Below are 19,881 nucleotides of genomic sequence, written 5' to 3' on the forward strand. Positions count from 1 at the left end.
AGGAGTCAGAAGTTAGGAGTTATGAGTTTTAATTCCTCACTTTTCACTGTTAACTCATAACTTTTCTGGATTAGCTTGCTAATTGTTACATTTACCTCAATACTGTTCCGATAAAGGGATTAATGACATTTTTCAGGGAATATCAGGGATTTTACCAAAACAGACGATGAACAATACTAAAGGAAATATATTGACTTTTCGGCTATGCGACAGCACACTCTAGCAGCCCAAATCACCCAAAGAGGGGTGGGACTGCATAGCGGTGTAAATACCCAGGTGCGGATATTACCAGCCGAGGCGGGAAGTGGACGCTACTTTGTGCGGGTGGATTTACCGGATTTGCCAATAATTCCAGCCCAAGTTGCAGCAGTTAGTCACACTGTTCTTTCAACTCAGTTGGGTAAAGGTGAGGTATATGTTCGCACGGTAGAGCATTTGTTGGCAGCACTTTCGAGTATGGGTGTGGATAATGCCCGAATTGAAATTGATGGCCCAGAAGTCCCACTTTTAGATGGTTCAGCAAGTGTGTGGACAGCCAATATTGCCCAAGTTGGCTTAGTCTCACAACCCGCTAACAACCAAGTTCCCTTGGCTATTACAGAACCCTTATGGGGTCTATGAAGGGGATGCCTTTGTATCTGCCCTTCCAGCAGCAGAAACCTGGTTTAGTTACGGTATTGATTTTGACCTGCCCGCTATTGGTAATCAATGGCATAGTTGGTCGCTAACCGCTGAACTAGAAAAAACTTCTGCTAGCTTTGCTGCGGAAATTGCTCCTGCTCGTACTTTTGGGTTACTACATCAAATTGAACACTTACAAAAAACAGGGTTAATTAAAGGTGGCAGTTTGGATAATGCACTCGTTTGTGGCCCAGAAGGCTGGCTAAATCCACCGTTGAGATTTGCAAATGAGCCAGTCCGTCATAAAATCTTGGATTTAGTAGGAGATTTGAGTTTACTAGGAACTTTTCCTCGTGCTCATTTTTTAGCGTATAAAGCCAGTCATAATTTACACATTCAACTGGCTCAGAAAATTTTAGATTTTGGACTTCGGCTTCGCTCAGTCGAACGATTTTAGATTTTAGATTCGATCTAAAGTTTGCATCCAGGATTATTAAGGCTTTGGATATACGCTTGCCTACTCAACTTTTAGATAAAAAATCAACTACACGGCCAATGTCAATCCTCACTGAAGTGAATACCATCGATACGACTACACCTACATCTACCGAACCACAGGGTATAAATGAGATTACAATCAGTTCGGAGATTAAAACAACTTTCACATCTGAAGAAATTCAGAAATTGCTACCCCATCGCTACCCATTTTTACTTGTAGACAAAATCATTGACTACGTGCCAGGTAAAAAAGCTATTGGGGTTAAAAATGTCACTATTAATGAACCCCATTTTCAAGGACATTTCCCTGAACGTCCACTGATGCCAGGGGTGCTAATTGTTGAATCAATGGCACAAGTTGGAGGCATTGTCCTAACTCAAATGTCTTCGGTAGAAGGCGGGCTGTTCGTCTTCGCTGGTATCGATAAAGTTCGCTTTCGTCGCCAGGTCGTGCCGGGGGATCAACTAGTCATGACGGTGGAACTGTTATGGGTAAAACAACGTCGTTTCGGTAAGATGCAAGGTCGTGCCGAAGTTGATGGTCAACTTGCTTGTGAAGGAGAATTAATGTTTTCTTTAGTTAGCTAAAAGTTTGCTTTCGTGGTATGGGTATAGCCGTGAAATGCCCCTACTGAATCCTGTTTCAGGATAACAGTTAAAAAATCCACAACAGCATCTGAATAATTTCTTGATTTTCGCCGCCCTCTCTACGAGACGCACTCACAAACACATTTAACTTGCTTTGACCGACACTTTCGTTCACTGAAATATTTCACGCTCAACAACGCCAGTCGCCTCAATGGGGCGGTAGTCGGTATAACTCTTTTAACCAGAGTAACGCGCTGCCTCAAAAACCCCGCCTGGCGCTGGATTATTAAGACAGTTCTGGAGATTCACCCTTGAAAACGCTAATTCATCCAACTGCTGTAATTCATCCGAAATCGGAACTCCACCATACAGTGCAAGTCGGTGCCTATGCTGTGATTGGAGCGCATGTCAAAGTGGGCCCTGAAACAATAATCGGCGCTCATGCAGTGCTAGAGGGGCCTTGTGAAATTGGGGCGCAAAATCAGATTTTTACAGGTGCGGCCATCGGCATGGAACCCCAGGATCTGAAGTTTGTAGGAGAACCAACCTGGGTCAAAATTGGTGATAACAACTTGATTCGTGAGTACGTTACTATTAACCGCGCCACTGGTGCTGGTGAAGCGACAATAATTGGTGACGGTAATCTTTTGATGGCTTATGTCCATGTGGCTCATAACTGCGTGATTGAAGACCAAGTAGTGATTGCTAACTCTGTGGCGTTGGCTGGTCATGTCCATATAGAGTCACGCGCTAGGCTAAGTGGCGTTTTAGGTGTCCATCAATTTGTGCATATTGGTAGACAAGCAATGGTGGGAGGTATGGCACGTATCGATCGAGATGTGGCCCCATATATGCTGGTGGAGGGAAATCCAGCGCGGGTGCGAACTCTCAATCTTGTCGGACTCAAACGGTCTGGTATGGACTCAGCAGATTTGCTTTTGCTGAAAAAAGCCTTCCGCATTCTCTACCGTTCTGATTTGTCTTTTAAGGATGCCTTGGAACAGTTGGAATTATTAGGGGATAGCGAAGAATTGCAGCATCTGCGGCGCTTCCTTCTACTTTCTCAGATGCCTGGAAGACGTGGCTTGATTCCTAGTAAAGGGAAAAAAGGCGCAAGTGATGAATCGTGAATTAAAAGTTAGGAGTTAGGAATTATGAGTTATGAGTTGATAAATTAAATTTTTTAACTCTTCACTCTTCATTCCTAACTCCTAACTGCTAACTCCTGGAAAGACTTGGGTTAATTGCTTCTCTAACAGCTAACTCCTAACTTTAATTATCAAATGCGGATATTTATCAGCACTGGCGAAGTATCTGGCGATTTACAAGGATCGCTACTAATTTCAGCGCTGAAGCGTCAAGCTGCGGCGATTGGGTTGGAATTAGAGATTGTGGCGCTGGGTGGCGAAAAAATGGTAGAGGCTGGGGCAACTCTGCTGGGAAATACCAGTAGTATTGGCTCAATGGGTATTCTAGAAGGGCTGCCTTATATTTTACCGACTCTTCAGGTGCAACGTCAGGCGATCGCTTCCCTAAAGCAAAATCCACCTGACTTGGTAGTGCTGATCGATTATATGACTCCCAATCTGGAAATTGGGACTTATATGAAACAGCATCTGCCAGATCTACCTGTGGTGTATTACATTGCTCCCCAAGAGTGGGCTTGGTCAATAAGTTTGCGAAGAACTAACCGGATTGTTGGTTTTACAGATAAGCTGTTGGCAATCTTCCCACAAGAAGCCCGTTACTTTCGCGAGAAAGGCGCAAAAGTTAGTTGGGTAGGACATCCTTTGGTTGACCGAATGCAAGATGCTCCTAGTAGAAAAGCAGCTCGTGCAACGCTGGGGATTGCACCAGAAGAAATTGCGATCGCACTCCTCCCCGCCTCTCGCCGTCAAGAACTAAAATATCTTTTACCAATTATTTTTCAAGCTGCCCAAACTATTCAAGCTAAATTACCTGAAGTTCGTTTCTGGATTCCCCTATCGCTAGAAGTCTATAGACAGCCAATCGAAGAGGCTATTAAGCGTTACGGTTTACGGGCGACAGTTCTATCAAGTCAACAAATGGAAGTTTTTGCTGCGGCTGATTTAGCCATTAGCAAATCTGGTACTGTCAATCTAGAACTCGCTCTGTTAAATGTGCCACAGGTTGTAGTTTATCGCCTCAGTCGTTTGACTGCGTGGATAGCTCGGAAAATCCTCAAAGGTTCTATAACCTTCGCATCGCCACCTAATTTAATCGTAATGAAGCCGATTGTGCCAGAATTTTTACAAGAGCAAGCCACAGCAGAAAATATTACCCAAGCAGCAATGGAACTGCTACTCAATCCCAGTCGCAGAGAGCAAACTTTGCTAGATTATGAAGAAATGCGGCAAAGTTTGGGAGAAGTTGGGGTTTGCGATCGCGCTGCTCAAGAAATTTTGCAAATGCGACCAAATATATTGAGGTGTCATGGCTTATGAGATGAAAAAACAAAGAGCGATCGCAGTTGATTTATTTGCTGGTGCGGGCGGTATGACTCTTGGCTTTGAGCAAGCTGGTTTTGATGTGCTAGCGTCTGTGGAAATCGACCCGATCCACTGTGCAACACATGAGTTTAACTTCCCTTATTGCTCTGTGTTATGCAAAAGTGTTGTGGATACAACCGGGAAAGAAATTAGGAATCAGTCTCGTGTTGGCGATCGCGAAATTGATGTGGTTATTTGTGGCTCACCATGTCAAGGATTTTCCCTAATTGGTAAACGGGCTGTTGACGATCCTCGAAACTCTTTGGTATTTCACTTTCATCGACTGGTTTTTGAACTAAAACCGAAATTCTTTGTGATGGAAAATGTTCGAGGAATTACAGTTGGCGAACATAAACAAATCCTCAAAACATTAATTAGCGATTTTAGAATTCATGGCTATAAAGTAGAAGAAAATTATAAAGTTCTTAACGCTGCAAATTACGGAGTACCACAGTCACGTGAGAGATTATTTCTGATAGGTGCAAGGGAGGATATAGAATTACCGAAATATCCTCAGCCGATTACTAAACAAGCTTTACCAAATAATTTAAATTCTCAAAAAATATCTGACATTCCATTGAGTCCTACAGTATGGGATGCAATTGGAGATTTACCTGAAATAGAAAAATATCCAGAGTTACTAACAAGAGATTGGGTTGTTGCAGACTATGAAAAGCCTAGTAACTATGCTCTTATACTTCGCGGGATCAAATGCCTAGATGATGATTATTCTTACAAACGAGAATATGATTTGCGAATACTTTCTTCAAGTTTAAGAACCAAACATTCCGCAGAAACTGTTAAACGTTTTCAGGAGACTCAACAAGGCGAGAGAGAAAAAATTAGTCGTTTTCATAAGCTACATCGTGATGGTGTCTGTAATACTTTAAGAGCCGGAACAGATAAGTATAGAGGTTCTTTCACATCTCCGAGACCGATTCATCCATCTACGCCGCGCTGTATCACTGTCAGGGAAGCGGCGAGATTGCATTCTTACCCCGATTGGTTTAGATTTCATGTAACCAAATGGCACGGATTTCGACAAGTTGGTAACTCTGTACCACCGTTATTAGCCAAGGCTGTGGCGTCAGAAATTATTCGCAGTTTGAATATTTCGCCTTTTAAGCCAAGTTTGGAATACAAGTTACCAGAGGAGAAGCTATTACAATTTAATATGTCGCAAGCGGCACAATATTATCAGTGTGATTAGTAAGAATACACTTTGTAATATGTGCAAGTTAGGTTAAGTCCAAGCACGGAAGAATGTACTATCTTCCCAGACATTAGCAGCCCGCCCTGCGATCGCTGTTAATTCTGGTTCCTTCAGGGGTACAAAAGCCCGCGCTATCTTGACATTATTTTCTAATTGTGGAACTGTCTGTGCTGCGATCGCGCAACAATGAACCCCAGGCTGAGACAGTGTGTAACCTAAAGCTTCCTCCATACCTGTCAACGCACCTGATTTAAACAACCGACCATAAGCTAGGACTTTCATCGCAATCACACCGACATTTTTTTCTTGAGCAACTGGTAGAACTACTGGGATAAATGGACGTGGGTGATGTTTATCGGCAGCATTTACAGGAATCAGTGTAGTGTGGAAAGGATAGCGACGTAACCCTTCAGCAATTATTTCAGGGTCGTGATGTCCGGTGATCCCAGCAAAACGCACCAATTTTTGTTCTATGGCTTCTTCTAAAGCTTTAATTGCGCCAGATGGACTAAAGATGGTGTCGAGTTCTTCCGAAAAAGAAACGTGATGCAACTGCCACAAATCGAGATAATCTGTATTGAGACGTTTAAGCGATCGCTCCAATTCTCGCCATGCACCATCCCGATCTCTTTGATCGGTCTTGCTTGCTAGAAACAGCTTTGAGCGATGGGGTGGTAGCACTTTGCCTAAATAATCTTCACTCGGCCCATAACTAGCGGCTGTATCAAAGTAGCGAATGCCAAGTTCCAGCGCTCTTTGAATAATTGCCGTAGCATCATCCTCTTTTCCTTCGCCGCCGGATAGTGGCACTTGTCCTGCTCCAAACCCGAAGATAGGCAGATTTACTTTCGTGCGTCCTAGTACCCGTTCCGGCATATTTGCTGGCGGTGTTGCAGTGTTGGTAGTATTTTGCTCAAAAGCATTAGTTGCCACAATACCTCCAGTCACAGCAATGCTAGTAATTAGGAAATTACGCCGCGTTTTTCCTTCTGTCATGATTGGGTTCGGGGGCGAAATTACTTTTATTATAAATTCTAACTAGGGGGGATTAATCTCAGAAAGCAAAATTACTGATAGTTTAGGAACACTACGAAAGCGCCGATCGTTGGTTAGAAAAGTAAAGCATTGAGTCAACAGTGCTGTGGATGCATGGAGCGCATCTGGTAATTTGATGTTAATACTGGCACGAAATCGCATTACTTGTTCTCAAGGGAATTTTTCTCAGCGTAGTTGAGATTTATTTGATATTCTTTACTTTTTTGCTGGGCTACTACATAATTTGGGCTAGAAGATGGCACAGTTTTCATAAGTGCGATCGCACCTTTCCAATGACTCACAACTGTCTTCCACTCATCTGGAGATTTTGCTGATTGAGTCAGGTTAGCTGCATTAATTGCTTGATTTACTGCCTCTCGAAATCTATCAGTTTCAAGTAACACAGTAGGCGATTCTGAAGTCACTGGTGATGGTGTAACTAATACAGACTTTGATGGTACTTGTGTTGGAATCTTAGAGGTTAGAGGAAGTATTTCTACAAACTTTGAAGAAAAGTATATTCCTACAGCAATTGAAACTATCACAGAAAGGAGCAGCCAAATTTTATTTAAATTACGATACTTTCGTCGATTATTGATGATTGTAGTTTTTTTATCATTTGATAAAACATCTGATTTTCTTTTGTGCATCCCCATTTCTTCGGGCAATATTTTTATTTTCTTATCTGTATTCAAATCAGGGTTTACTTCACTTGCATCTGTTCTTTGATTACCAGAATAAGCAGATATTATTCGTTGTTTTACCAAACATTCAATTTGATAAGTTAGTGCCCCAGTAGAAACATAAAATAACCCAAATATTAATGTTGTATTATTATTAAAATTTTGCATTTGTACGTAGTATTCAATTTGTCTGGTGTGGCTAAGATTAAAGAATGGTAGAAGTATTGTAGAAAACAAAGCTGCTATCAGTGTAGAAATTGCAATTACAAGCCAAGCGTACAATCCTTCCCACCAACTCATTATTCCTGGTAATAATCCTTGTGTTCTACCTATTTCCGGTGCTTGAATTTCTGAGATAAATCGACTAATGAGCAAGTGTAAACAGTGATGAGTAAAAGAAATTATAGGAATTGGAGATAGGATTAACAGTATTGTAAATATAGCAAATAAGTCAGGACTGTTTACAAAATATGCGATACGGTAGCCTAACTTTCCAGGATTCTTTAGTATAAATATAATAACTCTCAAAAATAGAGTTAAAATCAATGCTTTTAACCAAGAAGTAGGATAAGGAAACCATAAAGGCCAGGAAAACGTTTGTTGCTTTTGCTTAGTAAGTTCCTGAGTATTCGGCTGTTTCATAACCAATAAATAAATCCAAACAACTAAGATAATATTCTTCTATCTCAGAATTCCCCATTTACAGGTGAAAGCAACATCTTCAAAATCTTTATAGTCCTATATTTAAAATTTATATAGATTTATGATAATTTTCATAAAAGCCCGAATTTTATGCTCTATCTCTGTATCTATGCGTGAGAAAAATTAAATCCTAACGTTCCTTTGTAATCACAGAACTACCATTACTAATACTTACTTTTTGAATAAAAACATTAGTAGAAGATGATAAAATATCAGTGCTGATTTGATTAGCAATAAATTCAAAATCATGGTTTGTTATTCCCTGTGCATTATCACCACTGAAGTTAATACAAATAGTTAGAGTTTGAGGATTGTTATAAGACTCTTCATTATCTACTGGTTCTAAATCAGCTTCTACCATGCCCAAATCAAACTCTTTACTCCAAGCCGGAAAACCCTTACCTGTTTGTTGTCCATAAATTTTGACTCTTTCAACAGATGCAGCCCCTAAAGCTGTTAACCCTTTGCGGATAAATGCAACTAAAATTTGCTGATTTGGTACTTGGGCAGATTCTAGCGTTACCTCCAAGCAAGCATCTTGTAAAGCAACTTTTGCTTTGATCCCTTTGGGGTGTAAGTGGCGGTTCATCAGAGAGGCGATCGCTTCTGCATCTCCCTGCTTTGCAAGTTTTAGAATATTTGGCTGTATCATAACCAGTAAAAGAGAAAATCTAGGAAAATAAGCTTATATTCTTAGGATTCCCTCTTGACAGCCTTAAGTAACATTGTGATGCAAGATATCAGCTAACCTGGGCTAAAATATTTAATATAAAGATAGTCTTTCACAGACTTTTACAAAAATATATTTTCCCTGTCTCACCATCAAAAACTTTTGTTTTTGTACTTGCTAAATTAACAAAATTAATATTAATCAGTTAAATTCCAATTTTCAATATTATGAAGTTTTACCGAGATCGTGCTTGGCCTTCGACGCTAGAAGAAGCCATAGTTATCCAAGAAACGCTGCAAAATCAAGTAATTACTGAGGATCGACTGCAAGAACCTATCCAGTACGTTGCTGGAGTGGATATGGGTTTTGAAGCTGATGGGACAATTAGCCGTGCTGCTGTCGCAGTCCTAAGTTTTCCTGATTTGCAAGTAATCGAGACCAGCCTAGCACATCGTCCTACAACGTTTCCTTATGTTCCTGGGTTCCTCTCATTTCGGGAAATTCCAGCTGTTCTCGATGCCTTGGAGAAAATTCAAACAACACCAAATATTATCCTGTGTGATGGTCAAGGAATTGCTCATCCCCGGAGATTAGGTATAGCTAGCCATTTAGGGTTACTTATAGATATGCCGACAATTGGTGTAGCTAAGTCCAGGTTGATAGGTAAGCATGAAGAATTGGCAGAAATCAAAGGCAGCACGCAACCACTAATATATAACGGTGAAACTATTGGGGCAGTTTTGCGATCGCGCACAGGAGTAAAACCTCTGTACATTTCCAGTGGTCATAGAATTAGTTTACCGACAGCAATTGACTATGTATTGCGCTGCACGCCAAAATATCGACTGCCAGAAACTACACGTATTGCTGATAAATTAGCATCGGATAGATAAAGCTTGTTGAAGTTTTTTCTAAATACTTGCTTGCACCTACTCAATCGTGTTAGGAATCGCACAGAAAGAAGTTGATGTAACTAAATACCACTTACGAAGTTAGAACAATGAACGCACTAACTTTACATTGGCACGATGCAGGCCAAGATAAAACTCAGAATATTTACGAACAACAGCCAAGTCATAATCCTGGTACTGTCCGCATTGGTCGCGACCCTCTCCGGTGCGATATTGTTCTGAGTCATCCTACTGTGTCTGGACTGCACGTTGAAATCTTTTTTCATCACCAACAACAGCGTTTTTATATCAGGAATTTGCGATCGCAAAATCCCCCCGTTGTTGATGGACGGCAATTAGTCCAAGGTGAAATGCCGTTAACTGAAAACACTACTATCACTTTAGGACAAATAAAACTCAACGTTAGAAGCGTTTCCACAGGTAGCATTCCAGCAACAATTTTGCTACCACCCAATCCAGCAGTAAATCTCGGACATCACCATCACCCACAAACACCCCCCGCACCACCGCCAGGAGTTTATGGCTTAGAATGCCCCAAATGTCATAAAGTTTCCCCAGGAGAGAATCTACAAATTGGCTGTCATTGGTGTGGAACATCTTTAGCTGCGGCTGTGAGTGTGTTGGTAGCACGGGGTAGTTGAGCAGGGGAGAAATCAATTCAAAATTCAAAATTCAAAATTCAAAATTCAAAATTAAAGAACTTCTGCCTCCTGCCTCCTCTTTCCCAATGCCCAATGCCCCATGCCCAATGCCCTATATCCAATGACCAATGACAAATGACTAATGACCAATGACAAATGACTAATGAACAAATCCAATTGAGTTGGGAAGAACCAGCGACGGGTGAACGGCGAGAACCATTATTAAATGTGCCGATCGCTTTTGGTCGAGAATTTGCTCGCTTACCTGCTGAACTCAGGGGAGTGCGCGTTTCTCGGATGCTGCTTAACAGTAACGAAGTTTCTCGCTACCATGCCCTCATTGACTGGGAACAAGACCATTTAGTAGTGATTGACCAAGGTAGCGTTAACGGTGTCTATGTCAATGGTCAACCACAAACGCGCAGTGTTCTAGTTAATGGCGATACGTTGCAAATTGGCCCCTATCTAATCGCAGTGACATTTGGTGCTAGCGCCTCTGCACCAGATACTAGCCCCCCTTCAACGATTCACTTCAACGCAAATACCAATCGCCCAGACCCCAGCTTACCTGTAGTTCAGCCGCTAACGCCCGTGGCAAGTAATTTCCCACCATTGGCGTTTCAGGCACAAAAAGTCTCTGTGCAAGCACTTCATGCTACGGGATTACCAGTAGATGAATCTGATTATCTAGCGATCGGGGCGGGATTGGGTAGCTTTGTTTGGGCCGATTTGCTGCGAATTAGTGGTGTACGTGCTGACAAAATTGTGGCTTTGGGATTAGAGGCGGAACCTTATGCCCGTTACAAGCGCCTCTGTCTGAATTCGCAAATTCCTTTATATGAAAGACTGCGTTCTAATTCTGATTCTTGTCCCGATAATATTTGGGGTTGGCCTAGTTATGCCTTGCGTGAAGCTTGGGGAGACTTAGCTAAGGGAGAGATAAAGTCAGCATTCAAGTATTTATGGCAAGTGTTTGCTGAACCAACATTTGCAGAAACTTATACTCCTCGTGCGGGTAATGTCTTTGATTCCATAGACCGAGAAGCGAAGCGCATTGGTTGGAATCAAATTTATCGGTATGGGCGAGTTAGGGTAATTCGCAAAACCGATGATGGCAGATATTGCGTCGCCTATTCTCGCGGCCCGGGAAATTATGCTTTTTTAGTTAGTCGTTATTTACATTTAGCTACTGGATATCCAGCAATTCAGTTTCTCCCAGATTTGCAAGCTTATAGGGAAAAATATCAAGATTTTACATATGTCGTCAATGCTTATGAAGCTCACGATCGCGTTTATGAGCAACTAGAGCAACATGGTGGTACGGTGTTGATTCGGGGGCGGGGAATTGTGGCTTCGCGGATTGTGCAGCGGATTTATGAAGCTAGAAAACGAAATCGGAATATTGCAGTTTTGCATTTAATGCGATCGCCTAAACCTCAAGGTAACAAATTTCAAAATACCCAACGCCTAGTCAAAAATCATTACGAATTTCAACCTTTTAACTGGCCGAAAGCTTGTTGGGGCGGCGAACTCCGGGCAATGTTAGAAAAAGCCACCCCCGATGAACGCAAGCGTTTACTAGCAGACTGGGGTGGAACTACCACCGCCGACCGCCGAGATTGGCAGCAAATTACTGCCCAAGGGTTAAGCGAAGGCTGGTATCAAATTACCTTCGGTGAGGTGTTGGATGTAGAACGAGATGCCCAAAACCGGACTATTACCCGTATCCGAGAACAAAGCTTTGGGGAAAAGAAATTGTTAGCTGACTTTATTGTTGATGCTACTGGACTGGATGCCAAAGTAGATGCCAATCCCCTACTAGCAGATTTGGTGAAGCATTACAATCTGCCAGTAAATCACTTGGGGCGATTGACTGTAGCGAACAATTTTGAATTGGTAGAAATGCGTAGTGACAAAGGTCAAATGTATGCTGCGGGAGCGATTACTTTAGGTGGCCCTTATGCCGCAGTTGATAGTTTTTTGGGCTTGCAATACGCCGCATTAGTCGCCGTTGATGGACTCGCCGCCGCGCGTGCGCCTGGAGTTCAAAGGTTGAATATTTTAAGTTCCTTTAAACAGTGGTTGAAGTGGGTGTTAAATCAGTCACCTTAGTATTAGGAGGCAGGAGGCAGGAGGCAGGGAGCAGGGGGCAGGGGGCAGGGAGCAGGGGGCAGGGGAGATGGAGTATTTATCTGGTTGTTTTGAATAGCAAATCCCAACTTCGAGGATAAAAGGTGCAACTTCGAGGATAAAAGGCGCAACTTCGAGGATAAAAGGTGCAACTTCGAGAATAAAAGGTGCAACGTTGAGGATAAAAGGCGCAACGTTGGGGATAAAAGGCGCAACGTTGAGGATAAAAGGTGCAACTTCGAGGATAAAAGGCGCAACGTTGAGGATAAAAGGCGCAACTTCGAGGATAAAAGGCGCAACGTTGAGGATAAAAGGTGCAACGTTGAGGTTAAAAGGCTCAAAGGCTCAAGTTACGGGCGAAACCTTCAGCCCACCTACGATTCAAATCGCAGGCTAACAGGATAAGTCAGTTAAAACTGACTCAAATTAACTAAAATTTAGTCCGTTTGAACGGACTTAGGCCATTAGCCCCGGAATTGATTCCGAGGCGGGATAGCAACGAAGCGAAGAATTTCCCTTTGCCAGTACCCCTACTTTGTTTTTTCGCTTGTCGGGCGTACTAAAGTTTTAACTAAACCCGTAATCGCCACAATCACAGAGGCAATTCCCCCAATCGACAATGAAGTTAAAATTGCCGCCGCCAGAATAATTTCAGTCGGGCTGTATCCATCTCGCATCCAGGTAGATGGATTTTCTACCGATGTTGGCGACGCGGGGATTAATTGCGAAGTTTGGGTGGTTTGATTGGAGTTGACTGGAGTTGTTAAGGCAGTTTTCATGGCTGAACCTCTTCTAAATGTTTCTATGCAAATCGTATTTCTGCCAGAAGAAGAGGAGATTCCCTAGAAATCGAGACAAAGTAGAGAGAAGGTAGAAATTAAGTAGAATCGAGAAGAAATCTCACAAGCTGTCTATGGAATGGGCTGATTTTCTAGCCAATGAAGCTGCTATTAATAGCTTATCTCCAGAGCAAACGGCAGCTTTTGTAGAGCGTTTGAAGACTAAAAACTCAACTATTAGTGAGGCAAAAGTTGCCAGCGACTTGAACATCGGTGTTGCTGCTGTTAAAAAGCGGATGGCTGAGGTGTATGACAAGTTCGCCAAGAGTTATCCTGAATTAGCCACTTCTAACAGTCGGGGAAAATTAGAAAAGTTACGGGCTTGCCTGACAGCGAAATATAATGGCGGGCAAAATGCCCAATCAACAATTAAAGAAATTCATCAAAATATTCCCCCTGCTGTCCCATTTGAAAAATTTGTGGGACGTGAGGCGGAACTAGAAGAACTGCACTCCTCATTACAAACATCTCGGCAAGTTGCCATTGTAGCTGTGGCGGGTATGAGTGGAGTCGGGAAAACTGAACTCGCTACCCAATATGCAAAACAGCGCTTGCAGAATTATCAAGGTGGGGTTTGCTGGTTATCTGCACAGGGAATAGATGTCGGAATTCAGATTCTCAGATTTGCTGAATTAAAATTTAAACTTATTGCACCAGATGACTGGGAATTAGCAGATAGGCTGAGATACTGCTGGCAGAATTGGGAAAAAGGTGAAGTGCTGTTGGTGTTTGATGATGTCACCAACTACAAAAAACAGGTTAAGCCTTATCTACCACCAGAATCACGCCGATTTAAAGTATTGCTGACAACCCGTCTGGGGTTTGATAGAACTTTGCCACAATTACCTTTGGATGTTCTCAAACCATTGGCGGCGATGAAATTATTAAAATCGCTAGTTGATAGAGAACGACTGAAAAGCGAACCTTGGGTTGCGAGAGAAATTTGTAAATTCTTGGGATATTTGCCTTTAGCGTTAGAGTTAGTGAGGCGATATCTGGATACAATGCCAGATTTGTCTCTGGAAAAACTGCTGAAGCGGCTAGAGAAAAAGCGATTGGAACACGAAGCAATCGCCAAGGCTAATCCATTGATGCGGTACGAATATGGTGTGGCTGAAGCTTTTGCATTGAGTTGGGAACAATTGGATGAGAATGCACAAAGCTTAGGCTGTTGGCTGAGTTTGTATGCTTTGGCTGATATTCCTTTTTTTGTTGAGTGGATAAAAGATGACGATGAACAAGAACTTTGGGAGAAAGCTATAGCTGATTTGCGGAAACTGCATTTAATACAATGGCAGGATAAAGGAATTTATCGTCTACATCCACTGATTCGGCAATTTTTCCAAATGAAATTGGATAAGTCAAGTAATGCAGATGAGGTGAAAACTGCTTTTGTAGCGCAGATGGTAGAGGTGGCAAAGCTAATTCCTCAACAGCTTAATCGTGAAGATATTTTCAACCTCAATCCGTTTATCCCTCATCTTGCAGAAGTTGGAACCCATCTATACCAATATCTCAGCGACGAAGATTTAATCAGACCGTTCACAGGCTTAGGCTGGTTTTATCAAGGCCAAGGGCTTTATCAACAAGCAGAACCTTGGTTGCAGCAGTGTTTAAAGGTAGCTGAAAATCGTCTTGGTTTGGAACATCCCGATATTGCCACTAGCCTGAACAATCTAGCAGCACTTCATAAATCTACAGGACGTTACAGCGAAGCCGAACCCCTGTATCAGCAAGCTTTAGAATTGATAAAACACTTGCTGGGAGACGATGATCCTATTCTCGCCACTAGCTTGAACAATCTGGCAGAACTCTATCGTTATCAAGGACGTTACAGCGAAGCCGAACCCCTTTATCAGCAAGCTTTAGAAATGAGACAACGCCTGCTGGGATATAACCATCCTGATGTTGCCAATAGCTTGAACAATTTAGCATTACTCTACAGTTCTACAAGACGCTACAGTGAAGCTGAACCTCTGTATCAGCAAGCTTTAGAACTAAAAAAGCACTTACTGGGAGACAACCATCCTGATATTGCAATTAACTTGAACAATCTAGCAGCACTTTATAAATCTACAGGACGCTACAGCCAAGCTGAACTTTTATTTCAGCAAGCTTTAGAGATGAAACAACGCCTGCTGGGAGATAACCATCCCGATGTGGCTAATAGCTTAAACAATCTAGCTTCACTTTACTGTTCTACAGGACGCTTCAAAGAAGGCGAATGTCTGTATCAGGAAGCTTTGGAACTCCACAAACGCGTACTGGGAGATAACCATCCCGATGTTGCCACTAGCCTGAACAATCTAGCAGGACTCTACTGTTCTACAGGACGCTTCAGTGAAGGCAAACCTTTATTTGAGCAAGCTTTAGCAATTTGTGAACGCACTTTAGGTGTAGGTCATCCCGATACAATAATGGTTCGGGGGAATTATGCCAGGTTTTTAAGAGAAGCATATCGCTAGCGATCGCACCCTTTTCCCAAAACCACACCAAATTGATGCTAAACAACAGTTGTAGTTTAAATTTTAGGAGCGATCGCCTTCTACACACCAAATAGTACAGTCAATAAAGTGCGTAGGCGTAGCCCGTCGTAGACATTGTATAGCCATTTTGAGTTCAAAGGTGCAACTTCGAGGTTCAAAGGCTCCAGTGCGATCGCTTACGAACTGCAACACCACTTAATATTGTCATCAGAAATTTATTTTTATTTAACTGAACAGTTAAAAATCAACAACTGGTATTTTAATTTCTAGTATTTCACTTTTTTATTAAGAAAGATGTGACTAATGCATAGCACCTCAGCATCGAATAGGGAGAATGAGATAATTACTCTAATTTACTATTGATTGAGGATCAAATGACTGAGCTATATGATACTATTGGCGGTCTTTACGAGCAGTTTAAAACTGTAGCCACATTGCCGATCGCCGAAAAATTTACACTATTTAAAATTCTTGGTAATTTTCAAGGAAAAACCATTCTAGACTTAGCCTGCGGTACTGGCTTTTATAGCAGATTGTTGAAAGAACAAGGAGCTGCAAAAGTTGTTGGTGTAGACATATCAGAGGAAATGGTAAACGTTGCACGCCAGCAAGAGATGAAAAATCCACTTGGAAATGAATATCAAGTGTTAGATATTGCCAAACTCCACAAAATTGGCAGTTTTGATTTAGTTACTGCGGTTTATCTTCTTAATTATGCAGAAAACAAAGAGTGTCTACTACAGATGCTTTCTAATATTCGCAAAAATCTAGCGTCAAACGGGCGTTTTGTTGCCATAACGGTTAATCCGAATTTCTCTTGTAAGAAATCAAATTCGACAAAGTATGGACTTACGGTACTCAAACAAGAACCTTTGTCAGAAGGCTTTTATTCTGAAACTGAACTTCACACAAATCCACCATTTATGATTAAATACTTTGGCTGGAGTCAATCTATTTATGAATGGGCTGTAACAAAAGCTGGGTTTAAGAAGTTTTCATGGCATCCTATAGAAATTCCAAAACAAGCAATAGAACAGTACACAGAAGATTATTGGCAAGATTTTTTAGACAATTGCTTAATCATCGGTCTAAGTTGTGAGAATTAACCTGATTTTTCATGGGAACTTCTCATCCTAATACTTTGTCACATCAACTTTAAAGAAAATCCAGATTTAGGAGCGATCAAGTTCAATGTGTCGCTCAACGAGGTGCTAGCGAGAATCGAGTCGGGTAGTACCTATGGTGTAAGCCTATAGTTTCGCTATCTTGCTGACTGAATAATCTAGAATCATATTAGCGCTCGTCGCGCTCTATACCGGATAGCGCAATTTTTTTCTCTTTCTAAAAAGAGAAATATATCTTTATCAATGGTTGAAATTAACGATTATGAACCTTAAAGACATATCCTCAAAATTTCCCCGTCGTCAAGTTCTCAAAACTGCTCTCACTTTTGTGACTGGCTTAACCACGACATCACTATTATCTTTTGCGATCGCCAAATCCACCAAGCCAGCACAAGCAATTGTTGTACAACGACCAAATGAATTTGAACTTGAAGGTAAAGATACTAACATCAAGTATTCAATTATCAATGGAGTTCCACAGCTTGATTACAAAACTCAAAAAATTTCTGAGCATTTTAGTGGCGATCAAATTCAGACATTAGCTACTGATATCGGTACGCTAGTGACGATAATTATTAGCAAACCACTAAACCCTGATTTGGGAGGAAATATAGTTAAACTGAGCTTACTCATACCAATTATCAACCTAGCGATCGGAACACGAGAAACTGCTGTCCAAACCGAAGCCATTTTAACTACTCAAAGAACATCAGGATTTATTCGTACTCCCCTATTTGGACAATTACAGTCATATCAAACTATAGTACTCACCGGAACTGCTAGATACCGCTAGAGCCGGTCTAATTTCTGAAATGAATTCTTTTGGAAAACCAATTACCAATTATCCCTTAACTCGCAATCTGATTCAGTTAATAATATTTGTAGGTTGAGTTAAATGTTCGCGTCGCTTCAAGTAGGAAACAGTATTTTCAGCATTTTGTAAAAATCCAAAAGAATTTATCCAAGAAATGCCAATTGCCGCAGCAGTTAAATGAATTGAGTTTGACACTAAAAAATTCCGACTGTCCTGCTATTGTTGACGATAGAGTAGCATGGCGTTGTGGTCAAGCTTTAGGTATTAATACTATCGGAACCGGAGGCTTGCTGATATTAGCGAAAAGACGTGGACTAATCCCAAGCATATCTCCTAAAATTCCAGCTTGGTGTGACGCTGGTTTGAGGTTATCCGATAGTTTGGTCAATTTACTCAAGCAACAAACAAAAGAATAGCGATCGCTATCAATTGTAACTTCAAATAGCTTTTGCTTCCTTTTCTCTCTTTCTTCTTGCCCTCTGCGACTCTGTGGTTTGATTCTCATCCTAAATCACAAAGTACGTAGCCACTAAATTTAAATATTTTTATATAAATGGTACTTTTACCCCAAGCAGAGAAGATTTTCTAATAAAGACAAAGCTACAATAAAAATAAACTTTACAAGCTGTTTATGCAATGGGCTAATTTTCTAGCAAAAGAAGCTGCTACAAATGGCTTATCTCTGGAGCAAACGGCAGCTTTTACAAAATATTTTCAGACAGAAAACTTAGGTAAAACTAAAGCTAAACTTGCCAGCGAATTAAACGTTGATATTGCCGCTTTCACAAAATGGGTGGGTGAGGTATATAACAAGTTTGCCCAGAAGAATCCTGAGTTAGCGACTTTCAACAATCAAGACAAACTAGAAAAGTTACAAGCTTACCTGAGCGTAAAATATAATAATAGCGAATTGGCTGTCCTCAAACCATTGGCGGCGATGAAATTATTCAAATCGCTAGTGGTTCGGGAACGACTGCAACAAGAAGCTTGGGTTGCAAGAAGAATTTGTAAATTTTTAGGATATTTACCTTTAGCGTTAGAGTTAGTGGGACGATATTTGGATAAAATGCCAGATTTGTCTCTGGAAACACTGCTGAAGCGGCTAGAGAAGAAACGAGTGGAACATGAACCAGTAGTCAATGCTAACTCATTGATGCCTGATGAATACGGTATAGTTGAAGCTTTTGAATTGAGTTGGGAACAGTTGGATGAAAATGCTCAAAGCTTCGGCTGTTTGCTAAGTTTGTGTGCTTTAGCTGACATTCCTCTATCTGTTGAGACAATAGAGGATGACAAAAAACAAGAACTCAACGAGAAAGCCATAGCCGATTTACTAGAATTACATTTATTACAACAGAAAAGTAAAGAAATTTATCTTCTAAATCCACAGATTCGACAACTTTTCCGAATGAAGTTGGATAAGTCAAGTGAGGCGGATGAAGCAAAAACTAAATTTGCAGCCATGATGTTAGAGGTAGCAAAGCTAATTCCGCAACAGCTTAACCCAGAAGATATTCTCAACTTCACTCCACATATCCCGCATATTACAGAAGTTGCAACTCACCTATCCGAATATTTAGGTGATGACAATTTAATCACTTTGTTTACCAAATTAGCCTGGTTTTATCAAAGTCAAGGACTTTATCAACAAGCAGAACCTTGGTTGCAACGGTGTGTAGAACTGACTCAAAATCGTCTTGGTTCAGAACATATCCATGTCGCCACTAGTCTAAACAATTTAGCAGTACTCTACGAAACTACAGGACGCTACAGGGAAGCCGAACCCTTGCTTGAACAAGCTTTAGCACTGAGAAAACGTCTGTTAGGAGAAGAACATACCGATATCGCCACAAGCCTGAGCTATTTGGCATTAATCTACGAATATACAGGACGCTATAGCGAAGCCGAACCTTTGTATCAGCAAGCTTTAGAACTGTGGAAACGCCTAGTGGGAGAAGAACATCCCCATGTTGCCACGAGTCTGAACAATTTAGGGGCATTGTACTGCTATACAAGACGCTACAGAGAAGCCGAACCCTTGTTCAAGCAAGCATTAAAACTGAGAAAACGCCTGCTTGGAGATGCACATCCCGATGTTGCCACTAGCTTGAACAATTTAGCACAACTTTACGAATCTACAGGAAGTTACAAACAAGCCGAACCTTTGTATGAGCAAGCTTTAGAACTGAGTAAACGCCTGTTGGGAAATAACCATCCCGATGTTGCCATTAGCCTGAACAATCTAGCAGCGCTTTACCGTCATACAAGACGCTACAGAAAAGCCAAACCCTTATTTGAGAAAGCTTTGAAAATTTGCGAACGGACTTTAGGTATAAGTCATCCAACAACTATGACGGTTCGGGCAAATTATGCCAGCTTTTTAAGAGAAGCATATCATTAGCGATCGCCTCCGGCA

Annotated in this window: 19 protein-coding genes and 1 pseudogene; 13 read left to right on the forward strand and 7 right to left on the reverse strand. The window is 41.4% G+C overall.

The genetic code is table 11. The features are described 5' to 3' along the window. Positions 1-204 precede the first annotated feature (204 nt). The 5 genes and pseudogenes from lpxC (at position 205) to NSTCB13_RS26155 (ending at position 5,427) form a co-directional block, all read left to right on the forward strand. Positions 205-1,078, forward strand: a pseudogene (gene lpxC / locus NSTCB13_RS26135) (UDP-3-O-acyl-N-acetylglucosamine deacetylase). A 98-nt stretch (positions 1,079-1,176) separates the two neighbouring features. After that, positions 1,177-1,707 carry a 3-hydroxyacyl-ACP dehydratase FabZ gene (gene fabZ / locus NSTCB13_RS26140; RefSeq protein WP_445627401.1) on the forward strand — a complete coding sequence of 177 codons (531 nt, stop codon included), beginning with the start codon at positions 1,177-1,179 and terminating at the stop codon, positions 1,705-1,707. 311 nt (positions 1,708-2,018) lie between these two features. Next, the gene (gene lpxA, locus NSTCB13_RS26145) at positions 2,019-2,837 is read left to right on the forward strand and encodes an acyl-ACP--UDP-N-acetylglucosamine O-acyltransferase (protein WP_448265782.1); all 819 of its coding nucleotides are present in this window, start codon (positions 2,019-2,021) and stop codon (positions 2,835-2,837) included. A gap of 153 nt (positions 2,838-2,990) precedes the next feature. Then, entirely contained in the window at positions 2,991-4,172 is a 1,182-nt protein-coding gene (gene lpxB / locus NSTCB13_RS26150; protein WP_448274311.1) for a lipid-A-disaccharide synthase, read from the forward strand. Then, positions 4,162-5,427, forward strand: coding sequence for a DNA cytosine methyltransferase (locus tag NSTCB13_RS26155; protein WP_448274312.1), 1,266 nt, complete (start codon positions 4,162-4,164; stop codon positions 5,425-5,427). The genes lpxB and NSTCB13_RS26155 overlap by 11 nt, the downstream gene beginning before the upstream one ends. A 33-nt stretch (positions 5,428-5,460) precedes the next feature. Here NSTCB13_RS26155 and NSTCB13_RS26160 read toward each other — a convergent pair whose 3' ends face one another. The 4 genes from NSTCB13_RS26160 to NSTCB13_RS26175 form a co-directional block, all read right to left on the reverse strand. Beyond that, positions 5,461-6,426, reverse strand: a complete 966-nt coding sequence (locus NSTCB13_RS26160) for an aldo/keto reductase (protein WP_445627398.1) — start codon at positions 6,424-6,426, stop codon at positions 5,461-5,463. A 42-nt stretch (positions 6,427-6,468) separates the two neighbouring features. Next, positions 6,469-6,627, reverse strand: a complete 159-nt coding sequence (locus NSTCB13_RS26165; RefSeq protein WP_445627397.1) for a type II toxin-antitoxin system VapC family toxin — start codon at positions 6,625-6,627, stop codon at positions 6,469-6,471. Further along, positions 6,627-7,790, reverse strand: a complete 1,164-nt coding sequence (locus NSTCB13_RS26170; protein ID WP_448265785.1) for a hypothetical protein — start codon at positions 7,788-7,790, stop codon at positions 6,627-6,629. The genes NSTCB13_RS26165 and NSTCB13_RS26170 overlap by 1 nt, the downstream gene beginning before the upstream one ends. Positions 7,791-7,980: 190 nt before the next feature. Further along, positions 7,981-8,502 (reverse strand): hypothetical protein, encoded by a 522-nt coding sequence (locus NSTCB13_RS26175; RefSeq protein ID WP_448274313.1) that lies wholly within the window; start codon positions 8,500-8,502, stop codon positions 7,981-7,983. Between the two features lie 245 nt (positions 8,503-8,747). Here NSTCB13_RS26175 and nfi point away from each other — a divergent pair, with 245 nt between their 5' ends. The 3 genes from nfi to NSTCB13_RS26190 all read left to right on the forward strand — a co-directional run bounded on the left by nfi (position 8,748) and on the right by NSTCB13_RS26190 (position 12,184). Beyond that, positions 8,748-9,413 (forward strand): deoxyribonuclease V, encoded by a 666-nt coding sequence (gene nfi / locus NSTCB13_RS26180; protein ID WP_448274314.1) that lies wholly within the window; start codon positions 8,748-8,750, stop codon positions 9,411-9,413. Positions 9,414-9,520: 107 nt separating this feature from the next. After that, on the forward strand, positions 9,521-10,072 hold the full coding sequence (locus NSTCB13_RS26185) for an FHA domain-containing protein (RefSeq protein ID WP_448265787.1): 552 nt from the start codon (positions 9,521-9,523) through the stop codon (positions 10,070-10,072). Positions 10,073-10,228: 156 nt separating this feature from the next. Continuing rightward, a complete protein-coding gene (locus NSTCB13_RS26190; protein ID WP_448274315.1) occupies positions 10,229-12,184 on the forward strand; it encodes an FHA domain-containing protein in 1,956 nt (651 codons plus the stop codon). Positions 12,185-12,732: 548 nt separating this feature from the next. Here the strand turns inward: NSTCB13_RS26190 and NSTCB13_RS26195 are convergent. Then, positions 12,733-12,981 carry a hypothetical protein gene (locus NSTCB13_RS26195; RefSeq protein ID WP_335085518.1) on the reverse strand — a complete coding sequence of 83 codons (249 nt, stop codon included), beginning with the start codon at positions 12,979-12,981 and terminating at the stop codon, positions 12,733-12,735. 134 nt (positions 12,982-13,115) lie between these two features. On the opposite strand from NSTCB13_RS26195, the gene NSTCB13_RS26200 reads away from it, so the two are divergent. Continuing rightward, the gene (locus NSTCB13_RS26200; protein ID WP_448274316.1) at positions 13,116-15,506 is read left to right on the forward strand and encodes a tetratricopeptide repeat protein; all 2,391 of its coding nucleotides are present in this window, start codon (positions 13,116-13,118) and stop codon (positions 15,504-15,506) included. A 63-nt stretch (positions 15,507-15,569) separates the two neighbouring features. Here NSTCB13_RS26200 and NSTCB13_RS26205 read toward each other — a convergent pair whose 3' ends face one another. Continuing rightward, complete coding sequence (locus NSTCB13_RS26205) at positions 15,570-15,722, reverse strand: hypothetical protein (protein ID WP_448274317.1); 153 nt, start codon at positions 15,720-15,722, stop codon at positions 15,570-15,572. 179 nt (positions 15,723-15,901) lie between these two features. Between NSTCB13_RS26205 and NSTCB13_RS26210 the strand changes: the two genes are divergently transcribed. Both NSTCB13_RS26210 and NSTCB13_RS26215 read left to right on the forward strand, forming a co-directional pair. Beyond that, on the forward strand, positions 15,902-16,633 hold the full coding sequence (locus tag NSTCB13_RS26210; RefSeq protein WP_448274318.1) for a class I SAM-dependent methyltransferase: 732 nt from the start codon (positions 15,902-15,904) through the stop codon (positions 16,631-16,633). A gap of 280 nt (positions 16,634-16,913) precedes the next feature. Further along, entirely contained in the window at positions 16,914-17,444 is a 531-nt protein-coding gene (locus NSTCB13_RS26215) for a hypothetical protein (protein ID WP_448274319.1), read from the forward strand. Positions 17,445-17,516: 72 nt separating this feature from the next. Here the strand turns inward: NSTCB13_RS26215 and NSTCB13_RS26220 are convergent, their stop codons facing one another. Continuing rightward, a complete protein-coding gene (locus NSTCB13_RS26220; protein ID WP_448265792.1) occupies positions 17,517-17,660 on the reverse strand; it encodes a hypothetical protein in 144 nt (47 codons plus the stop codon). Between NSTCB13_RS26220 and NSTCB13_RS26225 the strand changes: the two genes are divergently transcribed. Further along, positions 17,654-17,881: a DUF3368 domain-containing protein gene (locus NSTCB13_RS26225; protein ID WP_448274320.1), complete on the forward strand. Its 228-nt coding sequence runs from the start codon at positions 17,654-17,656 to the stop codon at positions 17,879-17,881. The genes NSTCB13_RS26220 and NSTCB13_RS26225 overlap by 7 nt on opposite strands. A 215-nt stretch (positions 17,882-18,096) precedes the next feature. Continuing rightward, complete coding sequence (locus tag NSTCB13_RS26230) at positions 18,097-19,866, forward strand: tetratricopeptide repeat protein (protein ID WP_448274322.1); 1,770 nt, start codon at positions 18,097-18,099, stop codon at positions 19,864-19,866. Positions 19,867-19,881 lie beyond the last annotated feature (15 nt).

The sequence above is a fragment of the Nostoc sp. DSM 114160 genome, assembly GCF_053470305.1.